Source organism: Rathayibacter sp. Leaf248, from assembly GCF_920939495.1.
GTDB classification, from domain to species: domain Bacteria; phylum Actinomycetota; class Actinomycetes; order Actinomycetales; family Microbacteriaceae; genus Rathayibacter; species Rathayibacter caricis.
Genome location: NZ_CAKLAV010000001.1, coordinates 380,054 through 402,074, shown reverse-complemented (window position 1 = coordinate 402,074; position 22,021 = coordinate 380,054). Strand labels below are relative to the sequence as shown.

Genomic DNA, 22,021 nt, shown 5'->3' with positions numbered 1-22,021 from the left:
GTCTACAGTGGAAGGCATGCTGGATCCGGAAGACCTGTTCGAGATCGAGGGCGACCTCGCCGACGTGCCGCGCGGGCTCCACCTCGTCGCCGGACTGACCGGCTTCACCGACGCCGGGGGCGCCGTCGGCCAGCTGAACGAGTACCTCCTCGACACGCTCCAGCACCGGGCGATCGTGGCGTTCGACCAGGATCAGCTCCTCGACTACCGCGCGCGGCGCCCCATCATCACGTTCGACCAGGACCACCTGACCGACTACCGCCCGGCGACGCTGCGCCTCTCGCTCGCACATGACGAGCTGCACCAGCCGTTCCTCCTCCTCACCGGTTTCGAGCCCGACTTCCAGTGGGAGCGGTTCACCCGCGCGGTGGTCGGCCTCATCGACCGCCTCGAGGTCGCCGGGACCACCTGGGTGCACGCGATCCCGATGCCCGTGCCGCACACGCGGCCGGTGGGCGTCACCGTCAGCGGCAACCGCGAGGACCTCGTCGAGGCGATGTCGGTCTGGCGCCCGCACACGCAGATCCCCTCGAACGTCCTGCACCTGCTCGAGTACCGCCTCTACGAGCTCGGGATGCCCGCCGTCGGCTTCGCACTGCTCATCCCGCACTACCTCTCGGACACCGAGTACCCGCAGGCCGCCGTGGCCGCGCTCGAGAGCATCTCGGCGTCGACCGGCCTCATCTTCCCGACCGACCGGCTGCGCGAGAGCGGGCGGGAGTTCCTCGCGAAGGTCGACGAGCAGGTGGGCGGCAACGACGAGCTGCAGAAGCTGGTCGCGGCGCTGGAGTCCCGTCACGACACCTACATGGAGGGCACGAGCCTCCGTTCGCCCCTGACGGACGAGGACGGAGCGGTTCCGAGTGCGGACGCGCTGGCCGCGGAGCTCGAGAAGTTCCTGGCCATCCGCCGCCCGGGCGACGAGGCCTCGGGCGCCTAGCCCTGCCCCCCGGTGGGGGCGCGCGGGCTTGATAGGCTCGGGCGAGTGCGATCTCGTCGAGCGTGGTTCGTCTTCGGAGCCGGTGCCTTCGCCTACCTGGTGGCGGTCCTCGACCGCACCACGCTGGGCGTCGCAGGGGTCGACGCGGCTGAGCGCTTCGACATCACCGCCGCGGTGCTGTCCTCGCTCGCCGTCGTCCAGCTGATCGTCTACGCGGGGATGCAGATCCCCGTCGGCATCCTGATCGACCGGTACGGGCCTCGGACGCTCATCCTCTCGGGCACGGCGCTCATGATGGTCGGCCAGGTGGTGCTGGCACTCGCCCCGTCGATCGGAGTCGCGATCGTCGGCCGGATCCTGGTCGGCGCGGGCGACGCCGCGATCTTCACGTCCGTCATCCGCCTCACCGTCGCCTGGTTCAGCGGTCCGATCGTGCCCCAGCTGTCGCAGTGGATCGGGAACATCGGCCAGGTGGGCCAGATCCTCTCCGCCCTCCCGTTCGCGGCGGTCCTGCACTCGGCGGGATGGACGCCCGCCTTCCTCTCGGCGGCGGGCCTGGGTGCGGTCGCCTTCCTCGGCGTGCTCCTCCTCGTCAGCGATCTTCCGCCCCGGACCGAGCCGATCGTCCTGACACCGCCGACGCTGCGGGCGACGATCGCGCAGCTCGGGGTGAGCCTGCGGAGGCCGGGGACCCAGCTCGGCTTCTGGTCGCACTTCGTGACGCAGTCCTCCGGGACGGTCTTCACCCTCCTCTGGGGATACCCCTTCCTCGTCTACGCCATCGGCCTGCCGCCCGCGGTCGCGGCCCCGACGCTGACCATCGTGGTGATCGCCGGCATCGTGGTGGGGCCGATCCTGGGCGTGCTCACGGCGCGGCATCCGATGCGCCGGAGCAACCTGGTGCTGGGGATCGTCTCGACCATGGCGCTCGCCTGGACCGTCGTGCTGCTCTGGCCGGGAGTGCCGCCGTACTGGCTCGTCGTGCTCCTCCTGGTCGTGATCGGCGCGGGCGGGCCCGGATCGATGATCGGCTTCGACTTCGCCCGCACCTTCAACCCGTCGCGGAGTCTCGGTGCCGCGAACGGAGTCGTGAACGTCGGCGGGTTCCTGGCGAGCTTCACGATGATGTTCGCCATCGGGCTCATCCTGGACGCGCTCGCCGGGCCCGGAGCGGACTCCGCCTCGCTGTACTCCCTGGAGAGCTTCCGTCTCGCGTGGTGCGTGCAGTACGTCGTGGTCGGGCTCGGCGTGCTCGGTCTGATCAGCGCCCGTCGGCGCACCCGCCGTCGCCTGGCGGAGGACGAGGGAATAACGGTGGCCCCTCTCTGGGTTGCATTGAATGACCGTCTGCGCCGAGGACGATCCGGCCGCTGACGAAGCGCGCCGGCCCTTCCTCCGGCGGGGATCGCGGGTCGACGGGATCGGCGCCGGCGGCTCGCGGCCGATCGATCCGGGCCTTCCACGGCTCCGCGCGCGACCGCACTACTCAGGCGTGCAATAATTGTCAATAGGACCCGTTCGGGTCGAGGAGCACCAGGCCCACGTCGGGCGTGCGACGTCCTCGACTTGACATGGGTCCTCGTAATGCCCACCGACGGACGGCGCTCTCCGGAGCCGCCCGCGACCGGGACGCAACGGATGGAGAGGTGCCGCCATGGCCACCAGAGCTACCAAGACCGCAACGCTCGACGCCGTCGACGACGACGTGACGACGACCAAGAAGCCCGCAGCACGCAAGCCCGCCGCGGCGAAGGCCCCGCGCAAGACCGCGGCGACGAAGGCCGCCGCCCCCGCTGAGGACGAGGAGCCGACCGAGGCCGTCGAGCCCGAGGAGGCCGACGACGACGACACCGAGGTGGTCGTCGTCGAGGACACCGAGACCGAGGCCAAGGACGACGCCGAGACCCCCGACGCTCCCGTCGCACCGGTCGCCGCACCGGAGGCACCGCTGCCCAGCGGTGCGCTGGTGCTCTCGTTCGGCGGAGACGACGACGAGGTCCCCGTCTACTCGACGGCGATCACCGGAGCGACCGCCGACCCGGTCAAGGACTACCTCAAGCAGATCGGCAAGGTCGCGCTCCTGAACGCGGCCGAGGAGGTCGAGCTCGCGATGCGCATCGAGGCGGGTCTCTTCGCCGAGGACAAGCTGGCGAACTCGACCGACCTCAGCCCCGAGCTCGTCCGCGAGCTGCGCTGGGTCGCGAAGGACGGACAGCGCGCGAAGAGCCACCTGCTCGGAGCGAACCTCCGCCTGGTGGTCAGCCTCGCGAAGCGCTACACCGGCCGCGGCATGCAGTTCCTGGACCTGATCCAGGAGGGCAACCTCGGTCTGATCCGCGCCGTCGAGAAGTTCGACTACACCAAGGGCTTCAAGTTCTCGACCTACGCGACGTGGTGGATCCGCCAGGCGATCACCCGCGCGATGGCCGACCAGGCCCGTACCATCCGCATCCCGGTGCACATGGTCGAGGTCATCAACAAGCTGGCCCGCGTGCAGCGTCAGATGCTCCAGGACCTGGGTCGCGAGCCCACGCCCGAGGAGCTGTCGCGCGAGCTCGACATGACCCCCGAGAAGGTCATCGAGGTGCAGAAGTACGGCCGCGAGCCGATCTCGCTGCACACGCCCCTGGGCGAGGACGGCGACAGCGAGTTCGGCGACCTCATCGAGGACACCGAGGCCGTCGTCCCCGCCGACGCCGTGGGCTTCACGATGCTGCAGAAGCAGCTCGAGTCGCTCCTGGACTCCCTCTCCGAGCGCGAGGCGGGCGTGATCCGCATGCGCTTCGGCCTCGGCGACGGGATGCCCAAGACCCTCGACCAGATCGGCGACACCTTCGGCGTGACGCGCGAGCGCATCCGCCAGATCGAGTCCAAGACGATGGCGAAGCTGCGCCACCCGTCCCGGTCGCAGTCGCTCCGCGACTACCTCGAGTAGACCGGTGATCCGCTACGCGCCGGCGGTCCTCCTCGGGAGGGCCGCCCGGTTCGCGGCGCGCGTCCGGAAGCCCGGCGGGGGATCCGCCGTGCCCGGACTCGTCGTGAACCGCGTCGCGCCCGGATTCCTGCCCGCGGTCCTCGACGGGTTCCCGGAGGGACTCGTCGTGGTCAGCGGTTCCGCCGGCAAGTCCACGACGACGAAGATGCTGGTCGCCGTCCTGCGCGCCCACGGGCTGCGCGTCTTCACGAACCCCTCGACCGCCAACATCGCGCAGGGGCTCACCTCCGCTCTGCTCGAGCGGACGGACCTGCGGGGCCGGATCGACGCGGACATCGCCGTCCTCGAGATGGACGAGGGTCACGGCGCCCGCCTCGCTCCGCGCATGCGCCCCCGCGTGGTCGCCCTCACCAACGTGGTCGTCGATCAGATCGACCGCTTCTTCGACCCCGCGATGGTCGCCCGGATGCTCGCCACCATCTCCGAGCGCGCCACCGGTCACGTGATCCTCAACGCCGACGATCGGCATGTCGCCGCCCTCGCCGCGGCCCTGCCGGACGAGCGCGTGCGCTGGTACGGCGTCTCCGCGGACGTCCGCGGCGAGGCTCCCGGCGGGCTGGGATACGCGGCCGAGGCCGAGTCCGGCACGGATCGCGCCACGACCGTCGTCTCGGCGACGAGCGGAGCGGCCGCCTCGATCGACAGCGACGGCGAGCGACTCGACGTCCGACTCCCGGCGCGCGGAGTGCACTACGCCGTCGACGCCGCGGCCGCCGTCTCCGCCGCCCGCGCGGTGCTCGGGGAGCGCTTCATCGCGGCCACCGCGTCCACCGCACTGTCGTCGATCGACCCCGTGTTCGGACGGGGGGAGGTCGTCGTCGTGCGCGGACAGGAGGTCGAGTTCGTCCTGGTGCAGAACCCGGCGAGCTACCGACTGAACATCGCGGAGATCCCGTCGGGGACCGAGCAGATCATGCTCGCTATCGGCTCCGACGTGCGCGATCCGTCCTACTTCTGGCCGGTGGACACCTCCGGACTCGGCCGCGTCAGCGCCGTCTCGGGGTCCAAGGCCCACGAGGCGGCGCTGCACCTGCAGTACGACGGCGTCGAGATCGACTCCGTCGACGACGATCTCGGACGCGCGCTCGACCGCTTCCTCGCGCTGCCCGCGCCCTCCGTGGGCCGGAAGACGATCGTGTTCTCAGCCGATTCGATGCGCCGCACGCGGGCCCACCTCCAGCTCACCTCCAACCGCGAGGAGACCTCGTGACCGTCCTGCGGATCGGCGTGCTCGCCCCCGACGTCCTCGACAGCAACGGGGACGCCGCGAACGCGCGCGTGCTCGTCGCCCGTGCACGCTGGGCGGGGCTGGAGGCCGAGCTGGTCGGCCTGCACCACCGCGACGACTTCCGCGAGCGGCCGGACGTCCTGGTGGCCGGCACCGGCGCGGATCAGGATCTCCCGGGAGTGCTCGACGTTCTCCGCGACGTCGACGCCACCGTCCGCGGCTGGGCCGACTCCGGAACCGAGTTCGTCGCGATCGGCGCGGGCTGGGAGCTCCTCGCCGAGTCCTTCAGCACGCTGGAAGGTGTCGTGAGCGGGATCGGGGTCTTCCCGGGCCGGAGCGTTCCCGCTGCGGAGCGGGTGACCGACGACCTCGTCCTCGACAGCGCCTCCGGGGTGCTCGTCGGGTTCGAGAACCACGTCCGGCGCTTCGAGGGCATCGATCCGGGCTCGGTGCTCGGGCGGGTGCTGCACGGAGTGGGCGACGGGAACGGCGTCGAGGGGTACCTCGCCGGATCGCTGCTCGGCAGCCATCTGCACGGGCCCCTGCTCGCGAAGAACCCGGTCCTGGCGGACAGGATCCTCCACCGGGTCGCGGAGCGGCACGGCCTCGACTACGAGGCTGACGACCCGCGGCTGCGTCAGGCAGACGACACAGCACGAGCCGCCCGCGAGGTCATCGCGAAGCGGCTCGGTGTCGGACGGTAGGACGCGCTCAGCGCCCTGACGGCCGATCGGGGGCGGATGCCCGGACGATCAGGGGCGCTGCTCCTCGAAGAGCCGCGCGGACTCGTCGTGCCAGCTCTGAGCGATGCTGGAGAGCTTCTCCTGGTACTTCTTGCCGTGGTGCGCGCAGAACAGCAGTTCTCCGTTGTTCACGACGACGCGGATGTACGCCTGGGCGCCGCAGCTGTCGCAGCGGTCGGCGGCGGAGAGCTGGTGGGCACCCGCGAGCTCGTCCACGCCATTAGGGGTTGCGGTGGTCGACATGACTTGGCCTCCTGCACTCGGTCTTCGATCTCTGCTTGATGGAACCCATCCAAGCACGCGATTGTTTCCGCGCAGAGACGATCGAGGGGCATTTCGCTCTGCGCGTAGGGGCGCCCGAGCACTGGCGCTCGGCCCCTCGGAGTGCCGCGTCGCGTCGGGGCGGGACGACCCCGCGAAAGTAAACTGGAGGAATGGCCTCCACCGACTACTCCGCCCGTCACCTCTCCGTGCTGGAGGGCCTCGAGGCGGTCCGGAAGCGGCCGGGCATGTACATCGGCTCGACCGATTCGCGCGGCCTCATGCACTGCCTGTGGGAGATCATCGACAACTCCGTCGACGAGGCCCTGGGCGGGCACGGAAGCGAGATCAGCGTCGTGCTGCACGCCGACGACAGCGTCGAGGTGCGCGACCGCGCGCGGGGCATCCCGGTCGACATCGAGCCCAAGACGGGGCTGTCCGGCGTCGAGGTCGTGTTCACGAAGCTCCACGCGGGCGGCAAGTTCGGCTCCGGCTCCTATGCGGCGTCCGGCGGCCTGCACGGCGTCGGCGCGTCCGTCGTCAACGCGCTGTCCGAGCGACTCGACGTCGAGGTCGACCGCAACGGCCGTACCTACCGGATGTCCTTCCACCGCGGCGAGCCCGGGCGGTTCGCCGATGCGGGGGAGCCGACTCCGGACGCCCCGTTCACGCCCTTCGAGAACGGCTCGGAGCTGACCGTCGTCGGCAAGGTGGCGAAGGGCGTCACCGGCACGCGTGTGCGCTACTGGGCCGATCGGCAGATCTTCACCAAGGGCGCCGCGTTCCAGACGGAGGACCTGGTGACCCGGGCGCGGCAGACGGCGTTCCTGGTGCCGGGGCTCACGATCGACATCGTCGACGACCGCGCCGAGGAGCGGCGCGCCGAGATGTTCCGCTACGACGGCGGCATCTCGGAGTTCGTCGAGTTCCTCGCCCCCGATTCCGCGGTGACCGACGTGCTCCGGCTCACGGGCACCGGCACCTTCACCGAGAGCGTCCCCGTGCTCACCCCCGGCGGTGCGATGGTCTCGACCGAGGTCGAGCGCACCTGCGAGGTCGACATCGCGCTGCGCTGGGGAACGGGCTACGAGACGGTGATGCGCAGCTTCGTCAACATCATCGCCACTCCCAAGGGCGGCACGCACCAGACCGGCTTCGAGCAGGGACTGCTGAAGCTGCTCCGCTCGCAGGTCGAGGCGAACGCCCGCCGACTCAAGGCGGGCTCCGACAAGGTCGAGAAGGACGACGTCCTGGCCGGCCTGACCGCGGTGCTGACCGTACGCCTGCCCGAGCCGCAGTTCGAGGGGCAGACGAAGGAGATCCTCGGGACGCCGGCCGTGCGCGCGATCGTCGCCCAGACGGTCGGATCGACGCTGGGCGCGGTGTTCTCCTCGTCCAAGCGCGAGGACAAGACGCAGATGTCGCAGCTGCTCGAGAAGGTCGTCGCCGAGATGAAGTCGCGCATCTCGGCCCGCGCGCACAAGGAGACGCAGCGCCGCAAGAACGCGCTGGAGTCCTCCTCGCTTCCCGCGAAGCTCGTCGACTGCCGCAGCAACGACGTCGAGAACAGCGAGCTGTTCATCGTCGAGGGCGACTCGGCGCTCGGCACGGCCAAACTGGCCCGCAACAGCGAGTACCAGGCGCTGCTGCCCATCCGCGGCAAGATCCTCAACGTGCAGAAGGCCAGCGTCGCCGACATGCTCTCGAACACGGAGTGCGCGTCCATGATCCAGGTCATCGGAGCCGGCTCGGGCCGCTCCTTCGACCTCTCGGTCGCGCGCTACGGGAAGATCATCCTGATGAGCGACGCCGATGTCGACGGCGCCCACATCCGGACCCTGCTGCTGACGCTCTTCTTCCGCTACATGCGTCCGCTCGTGGAGGCGGGGCGCGTGTTCGCCGCCGTGCCCCCGCTGCACCGGGTGGTCGTCATGAACGCGGGCAAGAAGCCGAACGAGACGATCTACACCTACTCCGAGAAGGAGCTGCAGGGCGTCCTGGCCGGTCTCGCCAAGGCCGGACGCCGGTTCCAGGACCCCATCCAGCGCTACAAGGGCCTCGGGGAGATGGACGCGGACCAGCTCGCGACCACCACGATGGATCGGGCGCGCCGGACGCTGCGACGCGTCCGCGTCTCGGACGCCGAGAACGCGGGCCGCGTCTTCGAGCTGCTGATGGGCAACGAGGTCGCGCCGCGGAAGGACTTCATCGTCCGGGGGTCCGAGACGCTCTCGCGAGACCGCATCGACGTCTGACCCGCGCAGGGGCCGCCCTTCGAGAGGGCAGCGCCCCGGTTCGGGCGAGCCCACACGTCAGAGCAGCTCGGGGGCCGCGCCGATCGTCGCGATCGGGACGGCGACGGGCACACCCGAGCCGTCGCGCTTCATCCCGGACTCGGGCAGCGCGGCGACCGAGCCGTCGGCCTCGAGGGCGTGGGCGGGGCCGGGGCCGACCCAGGCGACTCCGAGCGCCGTCTCGCCCTTGAGGAAGCGCTGCGCGCGCACACCGCCCGTCGCGCGGCCCTTCGGCGGGAACTCCGAGAACGGCGAGACCTTCGCGCTGCCGGCGTCGGTGCCGGTCAGCGCCCAGCTGTCGACGGCGACGGTCGCGACGACGGCGTCCTCGTGATCGTCCGCCGAGACGACCGAGAAGTGCACCACCTCGTCCGTCTCGCCGAGCTTCACGCCCGCCATGCCCGCCGCGGTCCGGCCCTGGGGGCGCACAGCGGAGGCGGAGAAGCGCAGCAACTGGGCCTCGCCGGTGACGAAGACGAGCTCGTCGTCGTCGGCGGCGGGTGCCGCTCCGACCACCGCGTCCTTCGGACGGAGTGCGATGAGCTCGACGTCGGGCCGGTTCTGCAGCTCGGCGACCGAGACGCGCTTGACGACTCCCTGGAGGGTTCCGAGGGCGATAGGCCGGGTGTCGTCGAGCGCGACGAGGGCGAGGACGCGCTCGTTCTTGGCCAGGCCGGTCAGGTAGTCGGCCATCCGGACGCCCGCTCCGAGCTGCACGGACGACGACGGGACGGACGGGACGTCGACGGGGGAGAAGCGCAGGAGGCGTCCGGCGGACGTGACGGCGCCGATCTCGCTCCGGCTGGTCGTGTCGAGGGTGCTCAGCACGGCGTCGTGCTTGCTGCGGCGCGTCGCGCGGACGGGCTGCGCGGCCGCCTCCGGATCGCGGTCGACGCGGACCATGCGGCCCGTGGTGCTGAGGTGGATGCGGCACGGGACGTCGGCGATCTCGAGTACGGCCGCGGTCTTGCGACCGGTCGTCGCGACGGACGGCCGCGCCTCGGTCAGCAGGGTGCGGCGGGGGGTGCCGAGGCGCTGGGCGACGTCGTCGAGCTCGTCCGAGACGAGCGCCTCGATCCGGGCGCGGCTGCCCAGGAGCTCTTCGAGCTCGGCGATCTCGGCGAGAAGGGTGTCGCGCTCGGTCTCGAGTTCGATGCGCGAGAACTTCGTCAGACGGCGCAACTGGAGCTCGAGGATGTAGTCGGCCTGGATCGTGCTGAGATCGAACACCTCGATGAGGCGCGCCCGCGCGGCCGCGGTGTCGTCGCTGCCGCGGATGAGCTGGATGACCTCGTCGATGTCGAGGATCGCGACGAGGAGTCCCTCCACGAGGTGCAGCCGCTCCTGACGCTTGCGGAGGCGGTACCGCGAGCGTCGCGTCACGACCGTCACGCGGTGGCCGACGTAGACCTGCAGGAGCTCCTTGAGCCCGAGGGTGCGGGGCTGGCCGTCGACGAGCGCGACGTTGTTGATCGCGAACGCGTCCTCCAGCGGGGTGTAGCGGTAGAGCTGCTCGAGCACCGCCTCCGGGCTGAAGCCGGTCTTGATCCCGATGACGAGTCGGAGTCCGTTGTCGCGGTCGGTGAGGTCGGTGACGTCGGCGATGCCGCTCAGCTTCTTGTTCTGGACGCCGTCCTTGATCTTGTCGATGACCTTCTCGGCGCCGACGAGGTACGGGAGCTCCGTCACCACGAGCCCGGACTTGCGGGCGGTGATGCTCTCGACCGAGACGCGGGCGCGGGTCTTGAAGCTGCCCCGCCCGGTGGCGTAGGCGTCCCGCACACCCGCGAGACCGACAATGGTACCCCCGCTCGGGAAGTCGGGACCGGGCACGAAGGACATCAGATCCTCGAGCGAGGCATCGGGGTGCGCGATGAGGTGCCGCGCCGCGCCGATGACCTCGATGAGGTTGTGCGGGGCCATGTTCGTGGCCATGCCGACCGCGATGCCGCTCGCACCGTTGACCAGGAGGTTCGGGAACGCGGCCGGCAGCACCTCCGGCTGCTGGTGCGAGTTGTCGTAATTGGGGACGAAGTCGACGACGTCCTCGCCGAGGTGCTCCGTCATCGCCAGGGCGGCGGGAGCGAGACGCGCCTCGGTGTAGCGGGCGGCCGCCGGACCGTCGTCGAGGGAGCCGAAGTTGCCGTGCCCGTCGACCAGCGGGACCCGGAGGGTGAACGGCTGCGCGAGGCGCACGAGGGAGTCGTAGATCGAGGCGTCGCCGTGCGGGTGCAGCTTGCCCATCACCTCGCCGGTCACGCGGGCCGACTTCACGTGGCCGTGATCGGGACGCAGACCCATCTCGCTCATCATGTAGAGGATCCGGCGCTGCACGGGCTTCAGACCGTCGCGAGCATCGGGAAGGGCGCGCGAGTAGATGACCGAGTAGGCGTACTCGAGGAACGAGCCCTCCATCTCGGTGGAGACGTCGACGTCCTCGATGCGCTCGACCAGCGAGGAGTGCGCGGGCTGGGAGGGGGTTGCGGCGTTCATGACTCACTTCGACGGCGGACGCGGGCGCGGCACCGGAGCGGCACCTCTCGCGCTCCGAGGGCGGTGCGCCCACCTCCGCAGACGAGCGGACGGGGCGACGACCGGGATCACGGGGGTGTCGGGCGGACCCCGGTGACGCCGACCCGCACGGGCCTCGGCCCCGCGGGGCTCGCCGCACGCGAGGAGCACTGTGCGAAACTGAGCGCGATGACCCACATGCTACCCGCCGCCCCCCTCGGGCGGCGGAGCCTCGCCGACGTCCTCCCCGGTGCCCTCGACGCGGTGCTCGGTGTGCCGGGCGTGTTCGGCGCCCCGAGGGTCGACCGCGTCGTCGTCGTCCTGGTGGACGGGCTGGGGGCGTCGAGCCTGAAGCAGCGTGCCGGCCACGCCCGCACCCTCGCGCCCGCGCTGACGCGCGCGACGACCATCCCCTCCGGGTTCCCGACGACCACCGCCGCAGCACTCGCCAGTCTCACGACGGGGACGCGGCCCGGAGAGCACGGCATGGTGGGGTACCGGGTGCTCGACCGCTCGGCCGACCGCCTCGTCAACCAGCTCTCGGGGTGGGACGCGGGCATGGTCCCGGAGCTGTGGCAGCCGCGTCCGACGGTTTTCGAGCGGGCGACCGCGGAGCACGTCGCCGCGAGCGTCATCGGCCCGTCGCGGTACGCCAGGTCGGGCCTGACCCGCGCGATCCTCCGCGGGGCCGAGTACCGGTCGGCCGGCAGCATCGCCGAGCGCTTCGCGGCCGCGCGCGATCTGCTCGACGGCGGTGGGCGCCGCCTCGTCTACCTGTACGTGCCTGAGCTCGACATGACCGCGCACGCCCGCGGCTGGGAGTCGCCGGAGTGGACCGCCGCCCTCGAGCTCCTCGACGGCGAGGTCTCGTCGTTCGTCCGCGGCCTGGGGCCGCGCGAGGCCGCGCTGCTCACGGCCGATCACGGCGTCCTCGACGTCCCCGCCTCCTCCCACGTCCTCGTCGGAGGACCGCTTCTGGAGGGGGTGCGCCACCTCGCCGGCGAGCCCCGCTGCCTCCAGCTGCACCTGGAGGCGGACGCCGATCTCAGGGCCGTGCTCGAGCGCTGGCGGGCTGCCGAGGGCGACAGAGCGTGGATCGCCTCCCGCGACGAGGTCGCCGCCAGCGGCTGGTTCGGCGAGGTCGGCCCCGCCGCCGCCGACCGGATGGGCGACGTGTTCGTCGCAGCCCGGAAGGCGATCGCCTACTACGACGCCGAGGACGCCTCCGGCCGCTCCATGATCGGCCAGCACGGCTCGCTCACCCCCGAGGAGACCCAGGTGCCGCTGATCGGCTTCGGAGCCCTCGCGGGCGTCTGACGGGATCCGGCGAGCCGCGCCTCAGTCCTCGCTGCGGGCTCCGAAGACGATCTCGTCCCAGCTCGGCATCGACGCCCGACCCCGGCGGAAGCCGCCGCGGGCGCTCGACGGGGCCTGCTCCTTGGCCGGAGCGGGAGCGGCGGCGGGCGGTGCCGGGCGCTCGGGCTCGGGGGCCTTCTCGACGACCGGCGCCTCCTGCACGGGCTCCTCGCGCACGCGCAGCGACGATGCGTGATCGCGCTCGCCCCGACGACGCCGCAGCGCATCGAGCAGATCGGCGGTGTCGTTGAGGTTCCGCTCACGCTGCTCGGTCGTGGTCGACACGCGGGGGAGGGTCGACACCACGCGGGGCGTCTCGGCGAGGGCCGGCTGCGGCTCCGTGTCGGAGGGGCGGACAGCGGTCGGCCGCGCATGCGGCAGGGCCGACGGGCGTCCGGTCGCGGGGTGCTCGCCGCGGGAGCTCCTCGAGGAGTCGCCCGATCGGGAGAAGGCGTCGGTGTCGAAGCGCGTCGCGAGCTCGTCCACGGCGGCAGGGATGACGGCGCGCAGGCGGGGGATGAGGGTCGGCCGGATCTCACCCTGCTGGGAGAGGGTCGTGGCCTCGGGCGTCAGCGGAGAGAGCAGCGCCTTCCGCGGGTCGAAGCGCCAGCGCGCGTCGTGGTCGATCTCGTCCGAGCGGAACAGGAGCTTGACGACCCAGCCGTCCTCCTCCTTCCAGCTCGACCACTGCTCGCCCTCGGCGCCCAGGGAGGCGAGGCGCTCCCGGATGACGTCGCCGAACGGCGTGCCCTCCTCGAGGGGATCCGGGTCGGCGCTCGTGTAGACGCGCACGGAGAGTGCGGAGGCGACGACGTGCTCGCGCTCGGCGGTCACGGGGCCCTCGAAGCGCTGCACGTGCTCGAGCGAAGCGCCGGTGAGCTCGGCGACCTCCTCGGGGGAGAGCCCCGAGCGGATGTGGGCCTGGATCTCGCGGGGCGAGACGCGCGTCTCGCGCGGCGGCAGGGAGTGCACGCGCGGGCGGAGCTGGCTCTGCAGCGTCTCGTCGATCCGCACCGAGAACCGTTCGCCTCCGTCGGAGACGAGGACGAGCGATCCGCTCTCGACGCCGATCACCTTCAGTTCCATCATCGTGCGGGACCTCCTTCTGGACGCGAACGGGGCAAGGATGACACGGGTTGCGCCCGATGCCCGGGAATACCGCGGGCGGGTCGAAAGTTGGGCCGGACGAGGGCGCTGACAGGCGGTGTCAACCACGGATCCATTTGGTTTGCGAATCGATACGTCTTGATGCACACTGTCCCCGCCGATTTGTTGAACAGCTGAATATAAGAAGTGGATGGGAATGGCTACGGACTACGACGCCCCCCGCAAGACCGATGACGACTCCGAGTCGATCGAGGCCCTGAAGGAGCGAGTCCCCGACAAGATGTCCGGAGTCGTCGACGTCGATGACGCCGACAACCCGGGCGGATTCGAACTGCCCGGAGCCGATCTCTCCGACCTCGATCTGGACGTCGTGGTCCTTCCGCCCCAGGCGGACGAATTCACGTGCGTGAGCTGCTTCCTCGTGAAGCACCGCTCTCAGATCGACCACGAGGAGAAGCTGGGACCGATCTGCCTGGAGTGCGCCGCTTAGGCCTCTCCACGCTCCGAAGGACGACCTCTCCGTCGCCGTGATCCCCGGATCGCGGCGACGATGTCGTTCGGGCGGCGACTCGACAGCAGCCAGTACGGCGTCGGGTCCTCAGGGTCCTCGATCGGCACCCGCACCACGTCGCGCACCCACCCGCGGATCACGAGGTACGCCCGCGCGTCCAGCCGCGGCCCCCGCTCCGCGAACGCCTGCTGCCCCGCGTGGGTCGTCGGCTCGCCCACGAGCTCCAGCGGGATGTGCGCCCGCCCGGCCCGGAGCTCCCCGTCGACGACCTCGATCACGGGCGAGAGCGCGAGCAGGGCGCCGATCGTCCCTCCGTACAGCACGAGTGCGACGACGACGCCGACGACCGGATCGATCGGCGCGAAGACCAGGATGCTGGCGGGGATCACGAGGGCTGTGGAGACGAAGAGCCACGGCGCGGGCCAGAGCCTCTCCCGGTAGGACTGCATGTCCCTATTGCACCAGACAACTGGTCTACCCTCGTCACGTGAACGAATCCGTCGACGTCCCGATCCGCGCGGACAGCATCCCCGGCTACGCGCACCCCGGAGACGCCGGAGCAGATCTGCGAGCGAGCGAGGACGTGGTCCTCGCCCCCGGTCGGCGGGCCAGCGTCGGCACCGGAGTGGCCATCGCCCTCCCGGACGGCCACGTCGGCTTCGTCGTCCCGCGCAGCGGGCTGGCCTTCAATCACGGCATCACCATCGTCAACGCCCCCGGCACCATCGACGCCGGCTACCGGGGCGAGATCCGCGTCGCGCTCCTCAACACCGATGCGGAGCAGGCCTACCGCGTCTCGGCGGGCGACCGGATCGCGCAGCTCGTGATCGTCCCCGTCGTCCGCGCGCGCTTCACCCCGGTCGACGAGCTGCCCGACTCCGTCCGCGGACTCGGCGGCTTCGGATCGACCGGCTACGACGCCTCCACGACCAGCACTCCGAAGGAGAACGCATGAGCGACATCCAGGCAGCGACCGGCTCGGACGCGCCCGCCGAGACCGTCGAGCAGGACTTCGAGAAGTCCGCTCCCGAGGATCGCGCGGAGGCGGGGCCCCTCGACGAGCGCGAGGCCAACCCGGTCCGTCCCTACATCGACCTCGGCGGAGTGAAGGTGCTCCCGCGCGAGGGCATGCACATCCGCCTCGAGGTCGAGGAGGGGACGAAGCGGGTCATCGCCGTCGGCCTCGACTACGCCGGCTCGACCCTGCAGGTGCAGCCGTTCGCCGCACCGCGCTCGTCCGGACTGTGGCACGAGATCCGCGGTCAGATCGCCGACCAGGTCGCCAAGCAGGGCGGTCGCACCGCCGAGCGGGAGGGCGTCTTCGGACCCGAGCTCGTCGCGCAGCTCCCGATCGCAGGAGGGGAGTCGCGCGTCGCCCGCTTCGTCGGCGTCGACGGTCCCCGCTGGTTCCTGCGCGGAGTGATCGCCGGCGCGGGTGCGGTGAACCAGGAGGCGGCCGCCGCGGTGGAGGACCTGTTCCGCAGCATCGTCGTCGTCCGCGGCTCCGGCCCCATGCCTCCCCGCGACCTGATCCCGCTCAAGGTCCCCACCGGCGGGCAGACCCAGCAGAGCGCGAGCTGACCAGCATGGAGCAGAGCCCGTCCGAGCAGCGGCCGGGGGAGCCCGAGGCTCCCCGACCCGAGGTGGGCGAGGCGATCGCGCAGGCGGCGCGGCGCTCGGCCCTCGGCGCCGTCGCCGACGGCGAGCCGTTCGACGGCCGCGCGCTGCTGCGCTCGATGGGCGGGGTGCGCGGGATCCTCGAGGCCGTCGTGCCCGGAGTCGCCTTCGTCCTCCTCTTCACGATCACCGGCGAGCTCGTGCTCTCGCTCGTCGCGTCGGTCGGCCTGGCGGTCGCCTTCACCGTCGCCAGGATCCTCGGTCGGACACCCGTGATCCAGGCCGTGGGCGGACTGCTCGGCGTCGTCGTGTCGGCGGTGCTCGCGCTGGTCACCGGACGCGCGGTCGACAACTTCGTGCCGGGGCTGATCACCAACCTGGTCTACGGCGCGGTCTTCCTGGTGTCCGTGCTCGTGCGGTGGCCGCTGATCGGAGTGGCCGCCGGCTACCTGATGGGCGAGGGCACCGCGTGGCGGGACGACAAGCGCAAGCGCCGCCTCTTCGCCGCGCTGACGCTCGCCTGGGCCGGACTGTTCCTGCTCCGCCTCGCGGTGCAGTACCCGCTGTTCCTCGCCGAGGACACGACCGCGCTCGGCACCTGGAAGCTCGTGCTCGGCCTTCCGCTCTACGCGCCGCTGCTCGTGCTCACTGTGCTCGCCGTGCGCGCCGAGTACCGCGGCGCTCGGGAGCGCGCGGACGAGGGAACCGCCGCGCCGCGTGCGTGACGGCCGCGTCGTGCACGTAGAATTGTCTCGACGTCGAGATAAATAGCTCCCGTTCGCCGCGCGCTCCGATGCGCCGTGCAGCGGGTGCGACGACGCACCGGTGTTAGGTCCTCCTTGGTGGAGGCCGCTCTGCGCGGTCGCCAAGATGGACTCGGATATGTGGGTCCGCCCGTCGGCGGGATCCACGTCAGCGAAGGAGAGGGCGACGTGTCCGCGGTAGACAGCTTTGGATCGAAAGACACCCTGAAGGTCGGTCAGACCGACTACGAGGTGTTCCGCATCGACCGGGTCCCCGGTCACGAGAAGCTCCCGTTCAGCCTCAAGGTGCTGCTCGAGAACCTCCTCCGCACGGAGGACGGCGCCAACATCACCGCCGACCACATCCGCGCCCTCGGCGAGTGGGTCCCGGAGTCGGAGCCCGACACCGAGATCCAGTTCACGCCGGCGCGCGTGGTCATGCAGGACTTCACCGGCGTGCCCTGCATCGTCGACCTCGCCACCATGCGCGAGGCCGTCGCGGCCCTCGGCGGCGACCCGGACAAGATCAACCCGCTCGCTCCGGCCGAGATGGTCATCGACCACTCCGTCATCGCCGACCTGTTCGGCACCGAGGACGCCCTCGAGCGCAACGTCGAGCTCGAGTACGAGCGCAACGGCGAGCGGTACCAGTTCCTCCGCTGGGGCCAGACCGCCTTCGACGACTTCAAGGTCGTCCCGCCCGGAACCGGCATCGTCCACCAGGTCAACATCGAGTACCTCGCTCGGGTCACCATGACCCGTGAGATCGGCGGAGTCCTGCGCGCCTACCCCGACACCTGCGTCGGCACCGACTCGCACACCACCATGGTCAACGGCCTCGGCGTGCTGGGCTGGGGCGTCGGCGGCATCGAGGCCGAGGCGGCCATGCTCGGCCAGCCCGTCTCGATGCTCATCCCGAAGGTCGTCGGCTTCAAGCTGTCGGGCGCGATCCCCACGGGCGTGACTGCGACCGACGTCGTGCTCACGATCACCGAGATGCTGCGCAAGCACGGCGTCGTCGGCAAGTTCGTCGAGTTCTACGGAGCCGGCGTCGCCGAGGTCCCCCTCGCGAACCGCGCGACCATCGGCAACATGAGCCCCGAGTTCGGCTCGACCGCCGCGATGTTCCCGATCGACGACGTGACCCTCGACTACCTGCGTCTCACCGGCCGCAGCGACGAGCAGATCGCCCTCGTGGAGCAGTACTCGAAGCTGCAGAAGCTCTGGCACGACGCCGACGTGGAGCCCGTCTTCAGCGAGTACCTCGAGCTCGACCTCAGCACCGTCGTCCCGTCGATCGCCGGCCCGAAGCGCCCCCAGGACCGCATCGAGCTGACCTCGGCCAAGACGCAGTTCGAGTCGGACCTCAACAACTACGCCGACGTCTCGCACGACATCGTCGACCTGACGATCGCGGAGTCGTTCCCCGCGTCGGATCCGGGCGAGCTCCAGCCGCAGGACGCGCACAGCTCGCACGAGCACGTGCACCGCTCGCACGCTCCGAGCACGGCGTCCAAGCCCACCACCGTGGAGCTGGGCGACCGCGGAGAGACCTTCACGATCGACCACGGCGCCGTCGCGATCGCCGCGATCACGTCGTGCACCAACACGTCGAACCCCTCCGTGATGCTGGCCGCGGGCCTGCTCGCCCGGAACGCCGCGCAGAAGGGCCTCAAGGCCAAGCCGTGGGTCAAGACGACCCTCGCGCCCGGCTCGAAGGTCGTCACCGACTACTACGAGAAGGCCGGCCTGACCGAGTCGCTCGAGGCGCTCGGCTTCTACACCGTCGGCTACGGCTGCACGACCTGCATCGGCAACTCCGGTCCGCTGCTCGAGGAGATCTCGGCCGCGGTCCAGGACAACGACCTCGCCGTGACCGCGGTGCTCTCGGGCAACCGCAACTTCGAGGGCCGCATCAACCCCGACGTCAAGATGAACTACCTGGCGAGCCCGCCGCTGGTCATCGCGTACGCCCTCGCCGGGTCGATGAACTTCGACTTCGAGGTCGACGCGCTGGGCACCGACGCCGACGGCAACGACGTGTTCCTCAAGGACATCTGGCCCGACGCCGCCGAGGTGCAGGCGACGATCGACTCGTCGATCGACAAGTCGATGTTCGACACGCAGTACAGCGGCGTGTTCGACGGCGACGAGCGCTGGCGCTCGCTCCAGACCCCCGAGGGCGCGACCTTCGAGTGGGACCAGGAGTCGACCTACGTGCGGAAGCCCCCGTACTTCGACGGCATGACGATGGAGACGACTCCGGTCACCGACATCGCCTCGGCCCGCGTGCTCGCGAAGCTCGGCGACTCCGTCACGACGGACCACATCAGCCCCGCGGGCTCGATCAAGGCCGACAGCCCCGCCGGCCAGTACCTGGCCGAGCACAACGTCGACCGGAAGGACTACAACTCCTACGGATCGCGTCGCGGCAACCACGAGGTCATGATCCGCGGCACGTTCGCGAACATCCGACTGAAGAACCAGCTGCTGGACGGCGTGGAGGGCGGCTACACCCGCGACTTCACGCAGCCCGACGCTCCGCAGTCGTTCATCTACGACGCGTCGCAGAACTACCAGGCCGAGGGCACGCCGCTCGTCATCCTGGGCGGCAAGGAGTACGGCTCCGGATCCTCGCGCGACTGGGCGGCGAAGGGCACGAGCCTCCTGGGCGTCAAGGCGGTCATCGTCGAGAGCTTCGAGCGGATCCACCGCTCGAACCTGATCGGCATGGGCGTCATCCCGCTGCAGTTCCCGGCCGGCGAGACCTGGGCCTCGCTCGGGCTGGACGGCACCGAGTCGATCAGCATCTCGGGCATCGAGGCGCTGAACGAGGGCGTCACGCCCAAGACGGTGCACGTCGTCGCCGAGCCGACCGCCCACTCGTCCGAGGGCAAGCAGACGATCGAGTTCGACGCGGTCGTCCGCATCGACACCCCCGGCGAGGCCGACTACTACCGCAACGGCGGGATCCTGCAGTACGTCCTCCGCTCGCTCGTCTAGCGCCGACACGGTTGTGCGCCTCCCCGCAAGGGGGAGGCGCACAGCCGTTCCCGGGGGCCGCGTGCGTAGACTCGGGAGACGTCCACTCCCTCTCATCGACCCCGGAAGGCGGCGCGAATGGCTGTTCTCGAGACCATCGGCGGACCGCGCGACCTCGATCGCCTGACCCGCACCGAGCTCGAGGCCCTGGCGCAGGAGATCCGGGACTTCCTGGTGCGCGAGGTCTCGAAGACCGGCGGGCACCTCGGTCCGAACCTCGGGGTCGTCGAGACCACGATCGCGATCCACCGCGTCTTCGATTCGCCGCGCGACGCGATCATCTTCGACACGGGGCACCAGTCGTACGTCCACAAACTGCTGACCGGACGGCAGGACTTCTCGGGCCTGCGTCAGCGCGGCGGCCTCGCCGGCTACCCGCAGCGCTCGGAGTCGCCGCACGACATCGTCGAGAGCTCGCACGCCTCGAGCTCGCTCTCGTGGGCCGACGGCATCTCACGCGCCTTCACGATGACAGGTCAGACCGATCGCCACGTCGTCGCCGTTGTGGGCGACGGCGCCCTCACCGGCGGTATGACCTGGGAGGCGCTGAACAACATCAGCGACGACAACGCGCGCGGTCTCGTCATCGTCGTCAACGACAACGGCCGCTCGTACGCGCCGACGATCGGCGGCATGGCGCGCTTCCTCAACGGAGTGCGGACGAAGCGCAGCTACCGCACCCTGCACCGGGGCTCGCGAGCCGTGTCGGAGCGCCTGGGCAGCCCTGCCGCGGCCGTCTACCGCGGCGTGCGCGGGGGCCTCCACGGCTTCCTCAGCCGATTCATCAACAACGAGGCGCTGTACTCCAACCTCGACATCAAGTACCTCGGCCCGATCGACGGGCACGACGTGACCGCGATGGAGGAGGCGCTGCAGCAGGCCAAGGACTACGGCCAGCCCGTCATCGTCCACGCGATCACCCAGAAGGGCAAGGGGTTCGGCCCGGCGGTCAAGGACCTCGCCGACCAGTTCCACGCGGTCGGCCAGATCGACCCCGAGACCGGCGAGCCTCTCGCGGCTCCGGGAGCCCAGTCGTGGACCTCGGTGTTCGCCGACGAGATCGTCGCCCTCGCCGACGAGGACGCGACGATCGTCGGCATCACCGCCGCGATGCTCCGGCCGGTCGGGCTGCACAAGATGGCCGAGAAGCACCCGGACCGCGTCTTCGACGTCGGCATCGCGGAGCAGCACGCGGTCACCTCCGCGGCGGGGCTCGCCTTCGGCGGTCTCCACCCCGTCGTCGCCCTCTACGCGACCTTCGTCAACCGCGCCTTCGACCAGGTGCTGATGGATGTGGCGCTGCACCGCGCCGGAGTGACGTTCGTGCTCGACCGCGCCGGGGTGACGGGGCCGGACGGTCCGAGCCATCACGGCATGTGGGATCTCGCGATCCTGCAGGTCGTGCCGAACATCCGGCTGTCGGCGCCGCGCGATTCCGTCCGCCTCCGCGAGGAGCTGCGCGAGGCTGTCGGCGTCACCGATGCCCCGACCGTCGTGCGCTTCTCGAAGGGCAACGTCGGCGAGGAGATCGAGGCCCTCGAGCGCCTCTCCGACGGCGTCGACGTGCTCTCGCGCGCCGAGCGCCAGGACGTGCTGGTCGTCACCGTCGGCCCCATGGCGACGATGGGTCTGGACGTCGCGCGCCGCCTCGCGGCGCAGGGCATCGGCGCCACGGTCGTCGACCCGCGCTGGGTCGTCCCCGTGCCCGCCAGCATCATCGAGCTCGCCCGCGACCACCGGCTCGTCATCTCGATCGAGGACGGCGTCCGCGTGGGCGGCATCGGCACCCGCATCCGCCAGGACCTGCGGGAGGCCGGTGTCGACACCGCGGTGACCGAGCTCGGCCTGCCGGATCAGTTCCTCGACCATGCGAAGCGCGAGGAGATCCTGGAGGACGTGGGGCTCACCCCGCAGCACATCGCGCGCGACGTCGTGGCCCAGGTCCTCGGCAGCAAGATCCCCGTGGCGCGCCCGCTGCCCGAAGAGGCCGAGGCGCACGACGAGGCCCGCACCGATTGACGAGGCCTGTCGCAGGACCGATCAGAACCGGTAGACGAGCTCGATCGCTCCGCCCGAGAACGGTGTGGTGCCGACGAGCTCGAACGGCTCGGTGCGGCGCATCGGCAGCAGCGGCCGACCGCTCCCGAGCAGGACGGGCATGATCGTGACCAGGATCTCGTCCAGCGCTCCGATCTCGGCGAGGCCGGCTGCGACGCCGCCTCCGCCGACGACCCAGACGTCGCGACCGCCGGCGGAGTCGCGGATCGCGGGGAGCAGCTCGGCGAGGTCACCGGACGCGAAGCGCACCTCGCCGCCCTCGGGCTGCGGTCGGTCGGCGGAGGTCAGCACCCAGGCGGGGAGCTCGTACGGCCAGGCGCCCTCGCGACGGACGAACTCGTAGGTCGTCGAGCCCATCACCACCGCGCCGACCGTCTCGAGGAACCGGTCGTAGTGCTCCTGGAAGGCCTCGAAGCCGAACTGGAGGAGCCAGTCGAGGCCGTCGTCGGAGTCGGCGATGAAGCCGTCGAGGGAGGAGGCGACGTAATAGACGATGCGGGTCATGCGGGGAGGCTAGACCGGACGTCCGACACGGGACGACGTCTCGGGTCCGGTGCGGGCCGCAGGACCTCAGCCGGACAGGAACGGAGGCGGCTCACGGGAACCGGCGGCTCC

18 protein-coding genes are annotated in these 22,021 nt (G+C 70.8%); 13 read left to right on the top strand and 5 right to left on the bottom strand.

Annotated elements, in window-relative coordinates; all coding sequences use genetic code 11:
• The first annotated feature begins 16 nt into the window (after nucleotides 1-16).
• The 5 genes from LRG51_RS01925 to LRG51_RS01905 all read left to right on the top strand — a co-directional run bounded on the left by LRG51_RS01925 (nucleotide 17) and on the right by LRG51_RS01905 (nucleotide 5,867).
• On the top strand, nucleotides 17-940 hold the full coding sequence (locus LRG51_RS01925) for a proteasome assembly chaperone family protein (protein ID WP_055792297.1): 924 nt from the start codon (nucleotides 17-19) through the stop codon (nucleotides 938-940).
• Nucleotides 941-985: 45 nt separating this feature from the next.
• Nucleotides 986-2,314, top strand: a complete 1,329-nt coding sequence (locus LRG51_RS01920; protein WP_055792294.1) for an MFS transporter — start codon at nucleotides 986-988, stop codon at nucleotides 2,312-2,314.
• A gap of 280 nt (nucleotides 2,315-2,594) precedes the next feature.
• On the top strand, nucleotides 2,595-3,875 hold the full coding sequence (locus LRG51_RS01915) for an RNA polymerase sigma factor (RefSeq protein WP_055792292.1): 1,281 nt from the start codon (nucleotides 2,595-2,597) through the stop codon (nucleotides 3,873-3,875).
• Nucleotides 3,876-3,879: 4 nt separating this feature from the next.
• Nucleotides 3,880-5,145, top strand: coding sequence for a Mur ligase family protein (locus LRG51_RS01910; protein ID WP_055792290.1), 1,266 nt, complete (start codon nucleotides 3,880-3,882; stop codon nucleotides 5,143-5,145).
• A complete protein-coding gene (locus LRG51_RS01905) occupies nucleotides 5,142-5,867 on the top strand; it encodes a type 1 glutamine amidotransferase (RefSeq protein ID WP_055792287.1) in 726 nt (241 codons plus the stop codon). The genes LRG51_RS01910 and LRG51_RS01905 overlap by 4 nt, the downstream gene beginning before the upstream one ends.
• Nucleotides 5,868-5,915: 48 nt before the next feature.
• Here the strand turns inward: LRG51_RS01905 and LRG51_RS01900 are convergent, their stop codons facing one another.
• Nucleotides 5,916-6,149 (bottom strand): DUF7455 domain-containing protein, encoded by a 234-nt coding sequence (locus tag LRG51_RS01900; protein WP_055792284.1) that lies wholly within the window; start codon nucleotides 6,147-6,149, stop codon nucleotides 5,916-5,918.
• A gap of 191 nt (nucleotides 6,150-6,340) precedes the next feature.
• On the opposite strand from LRG51_RS01900, the gene LRG51_RS01895 reads away from it, so the two are divergent.
• Nucleotides 6,341-8,422, top strand: coding sequence for a DNA gyrase/topoisomerase IV subunit B (locus LRG51_RS01895; RefSeq protein ID WP_055792282.1), 2,082 nt, complete (start codon nucleotides 6,341-6,343; stop codon nucleotides 8,420-8,422).
• Between the two features lie 57 nt (nucleotides 8,423-8,479).
• Here the strand turns inward: LRG51_RS01895 and LRG51_RS01890 are convergent, their stop codons facing one another.
• Complete coding sequence (locus tag LRG51_RS01890) at nucleotides 8,480-10,954, bottom strand: DNA gyrase/topoisomerase IV subunit A (RefSeq protein WP_230670695.1); 2,475 nt, start codon at nucleotides 10,952-10,954, stop codon at nucleotides 8,480-8,482.
• 207 nt (nucleotides 10,955-11,161) lie between these two features.
• Here LRG51_RS01890 and LRG51_RS01885 point away from each other — a divergent pair, with 207 nt between their 5' ends.
• On the top strand, nucleotides 11,162-12,289 hold the full coding sequence (locus LRG51_RS01885) for an alkaline phosphatase family protein (RefSeq protein ID WP_230670692.1): 1,128 nt from the start codon (nucleotides 11,162-11,164) through the stop codon (nucleotides 12,287-12,289).
• Between the two features lie 21 nt (nucleotides 12,290-12,310).
• Here the strand turns inward: LRG51_RS01885 and sepH are convergent, their stop codons facing one another.
• On the bottom strand, nucleotides 12,311-13,417 hold the full coding sequence (sepH, locus tag LRG51_RS01880) for a septation protein SepH (RefSeq protein WP_230670689.1): 1,107 nt from the start codon (nucleotides 13,415-13,417) through the stop codon (nucleotides 12,311-12,313).
• 214 nt (nucleotides 13,418-13,631) lie between these two features.
• Between sepH and LRG51_RS01875 the strand changes: the two genes are divergently transcribed.
• Nucleotides 13,632-13,925, top strand: a complete 294-nt coding sequence (locus LRG51_RS01875) for a DUF4193 domain-containing protein (RefSeq protein ID WP_055792269.1) — start codon at nucleotides 13,632-13,634, stop codon at nucleotides 13,923-13,925.
• On the opposite strand, the gene LRG51_RS01870 is transcribed toward LRG51_RS01875, so the two are convergent.
• Nucleotides 13,922-14,395: a DUF3093 domain-containing protein gene (locus LRG51_RS01870; protein ID WP_055792266.1), complete on the bottom strand. Its 474-nt coding sequence runs from the start codon at nucleotides 14,393-14,395 to the stop codon at nucleotides 13,922-13,924. The genes LRG51_RS01875 and LRG51_RS01870 overlap by 4 nt on opposite strands.
• A gap of 38 nt (nucleotides 14,396-14,433) precedes the next feature.
• Here LRG51_RS01870 and dut point away from each other — a divergent pair, with 38 nt between their 5' ends.
• From dut to dxs, 5 genes are all read left to right on the top strand, one after another.
• Nucleotides 14,434-14,901 (top strand): dUTP diphosphatase, encoded by a 468-nt coding sequence (dut, locus tag LRG51_RS01865; protein ID WP_230670686.1) that lies wholly within the window; start codon nucleotides 14,434-14,436, stop codon nucleotides 14,899-14,901.
• Nucleotides 14,898-15,527, top strand: a complete 630-nt coding sequence (locus LRG51_RS01860) for a DUF3710 domain-containing protein (protein ID WP_055792260.1) — start codon at nucleotides 14,898-14,900, stop codon at nucleotides 15,525-15,527. Before dut ends, LRG51_RS01860 begins: the two co-directional genes overlap by 4 nt.
• 5 nt (nucleotides 15,528-15,532) lie before the next feature.
• Nucleotides 15,533-16,288 (top strand): DUF3159 domain-containing protein, encoded by a 756-nt coding sequence (locus LRG51_RS01855; protein WP_055792257.1) that lies wholly within the window; start codon nucleotides 15,533-15,535, stop codon nucleotides 16,286-16,288.
• A gap of 207 nt (nucleotides 16,289-16,495) precedes the next feature.
• Complete coding sequence (gene acnA, locus LRG51_RS01850) at nucleotides 16,496-19,309, top strand: aconitate hydratase AcnA (RefSeq protein WP_230670683.1); 2,814 nt, start codon at nucleotides 16,496-16,498, stop codon at nucleotides 19,307-19,309.
• A gap of 117 nt (nucleotides 19,310-19,426) precedes the next feature.
• Nucleotides 19,427-21,367, top strand: a complete 1,941-nt coding sequence (dxs, locus tag LRG51_RS01845; RefSeq protein ID WP_055792255.1) for a 1-deoxy-D-xylulose-5-phosphate synthase — start codon at nucleotides 19,427-19,429, stop codon at nucleotides 21,365-21,367.
• 21 nt (nucleotides 21,368-21,388) lie between these two features.
• On the opposite strand, the gene LRG51_RS01840 is transcribed toward dxs, so the two are convergent.
• Entirely contained in the window at nucleotides 21,389-21,910 is a 522-nt protein-coding gene (locus LRG51_RS01840) for a dihydrofolate reductase family protein (protein ID WP_055792251.1), read from the bottom strand.
• Nucleotides 21,911-22,021 lie beyond the last annotated feature (111 nt).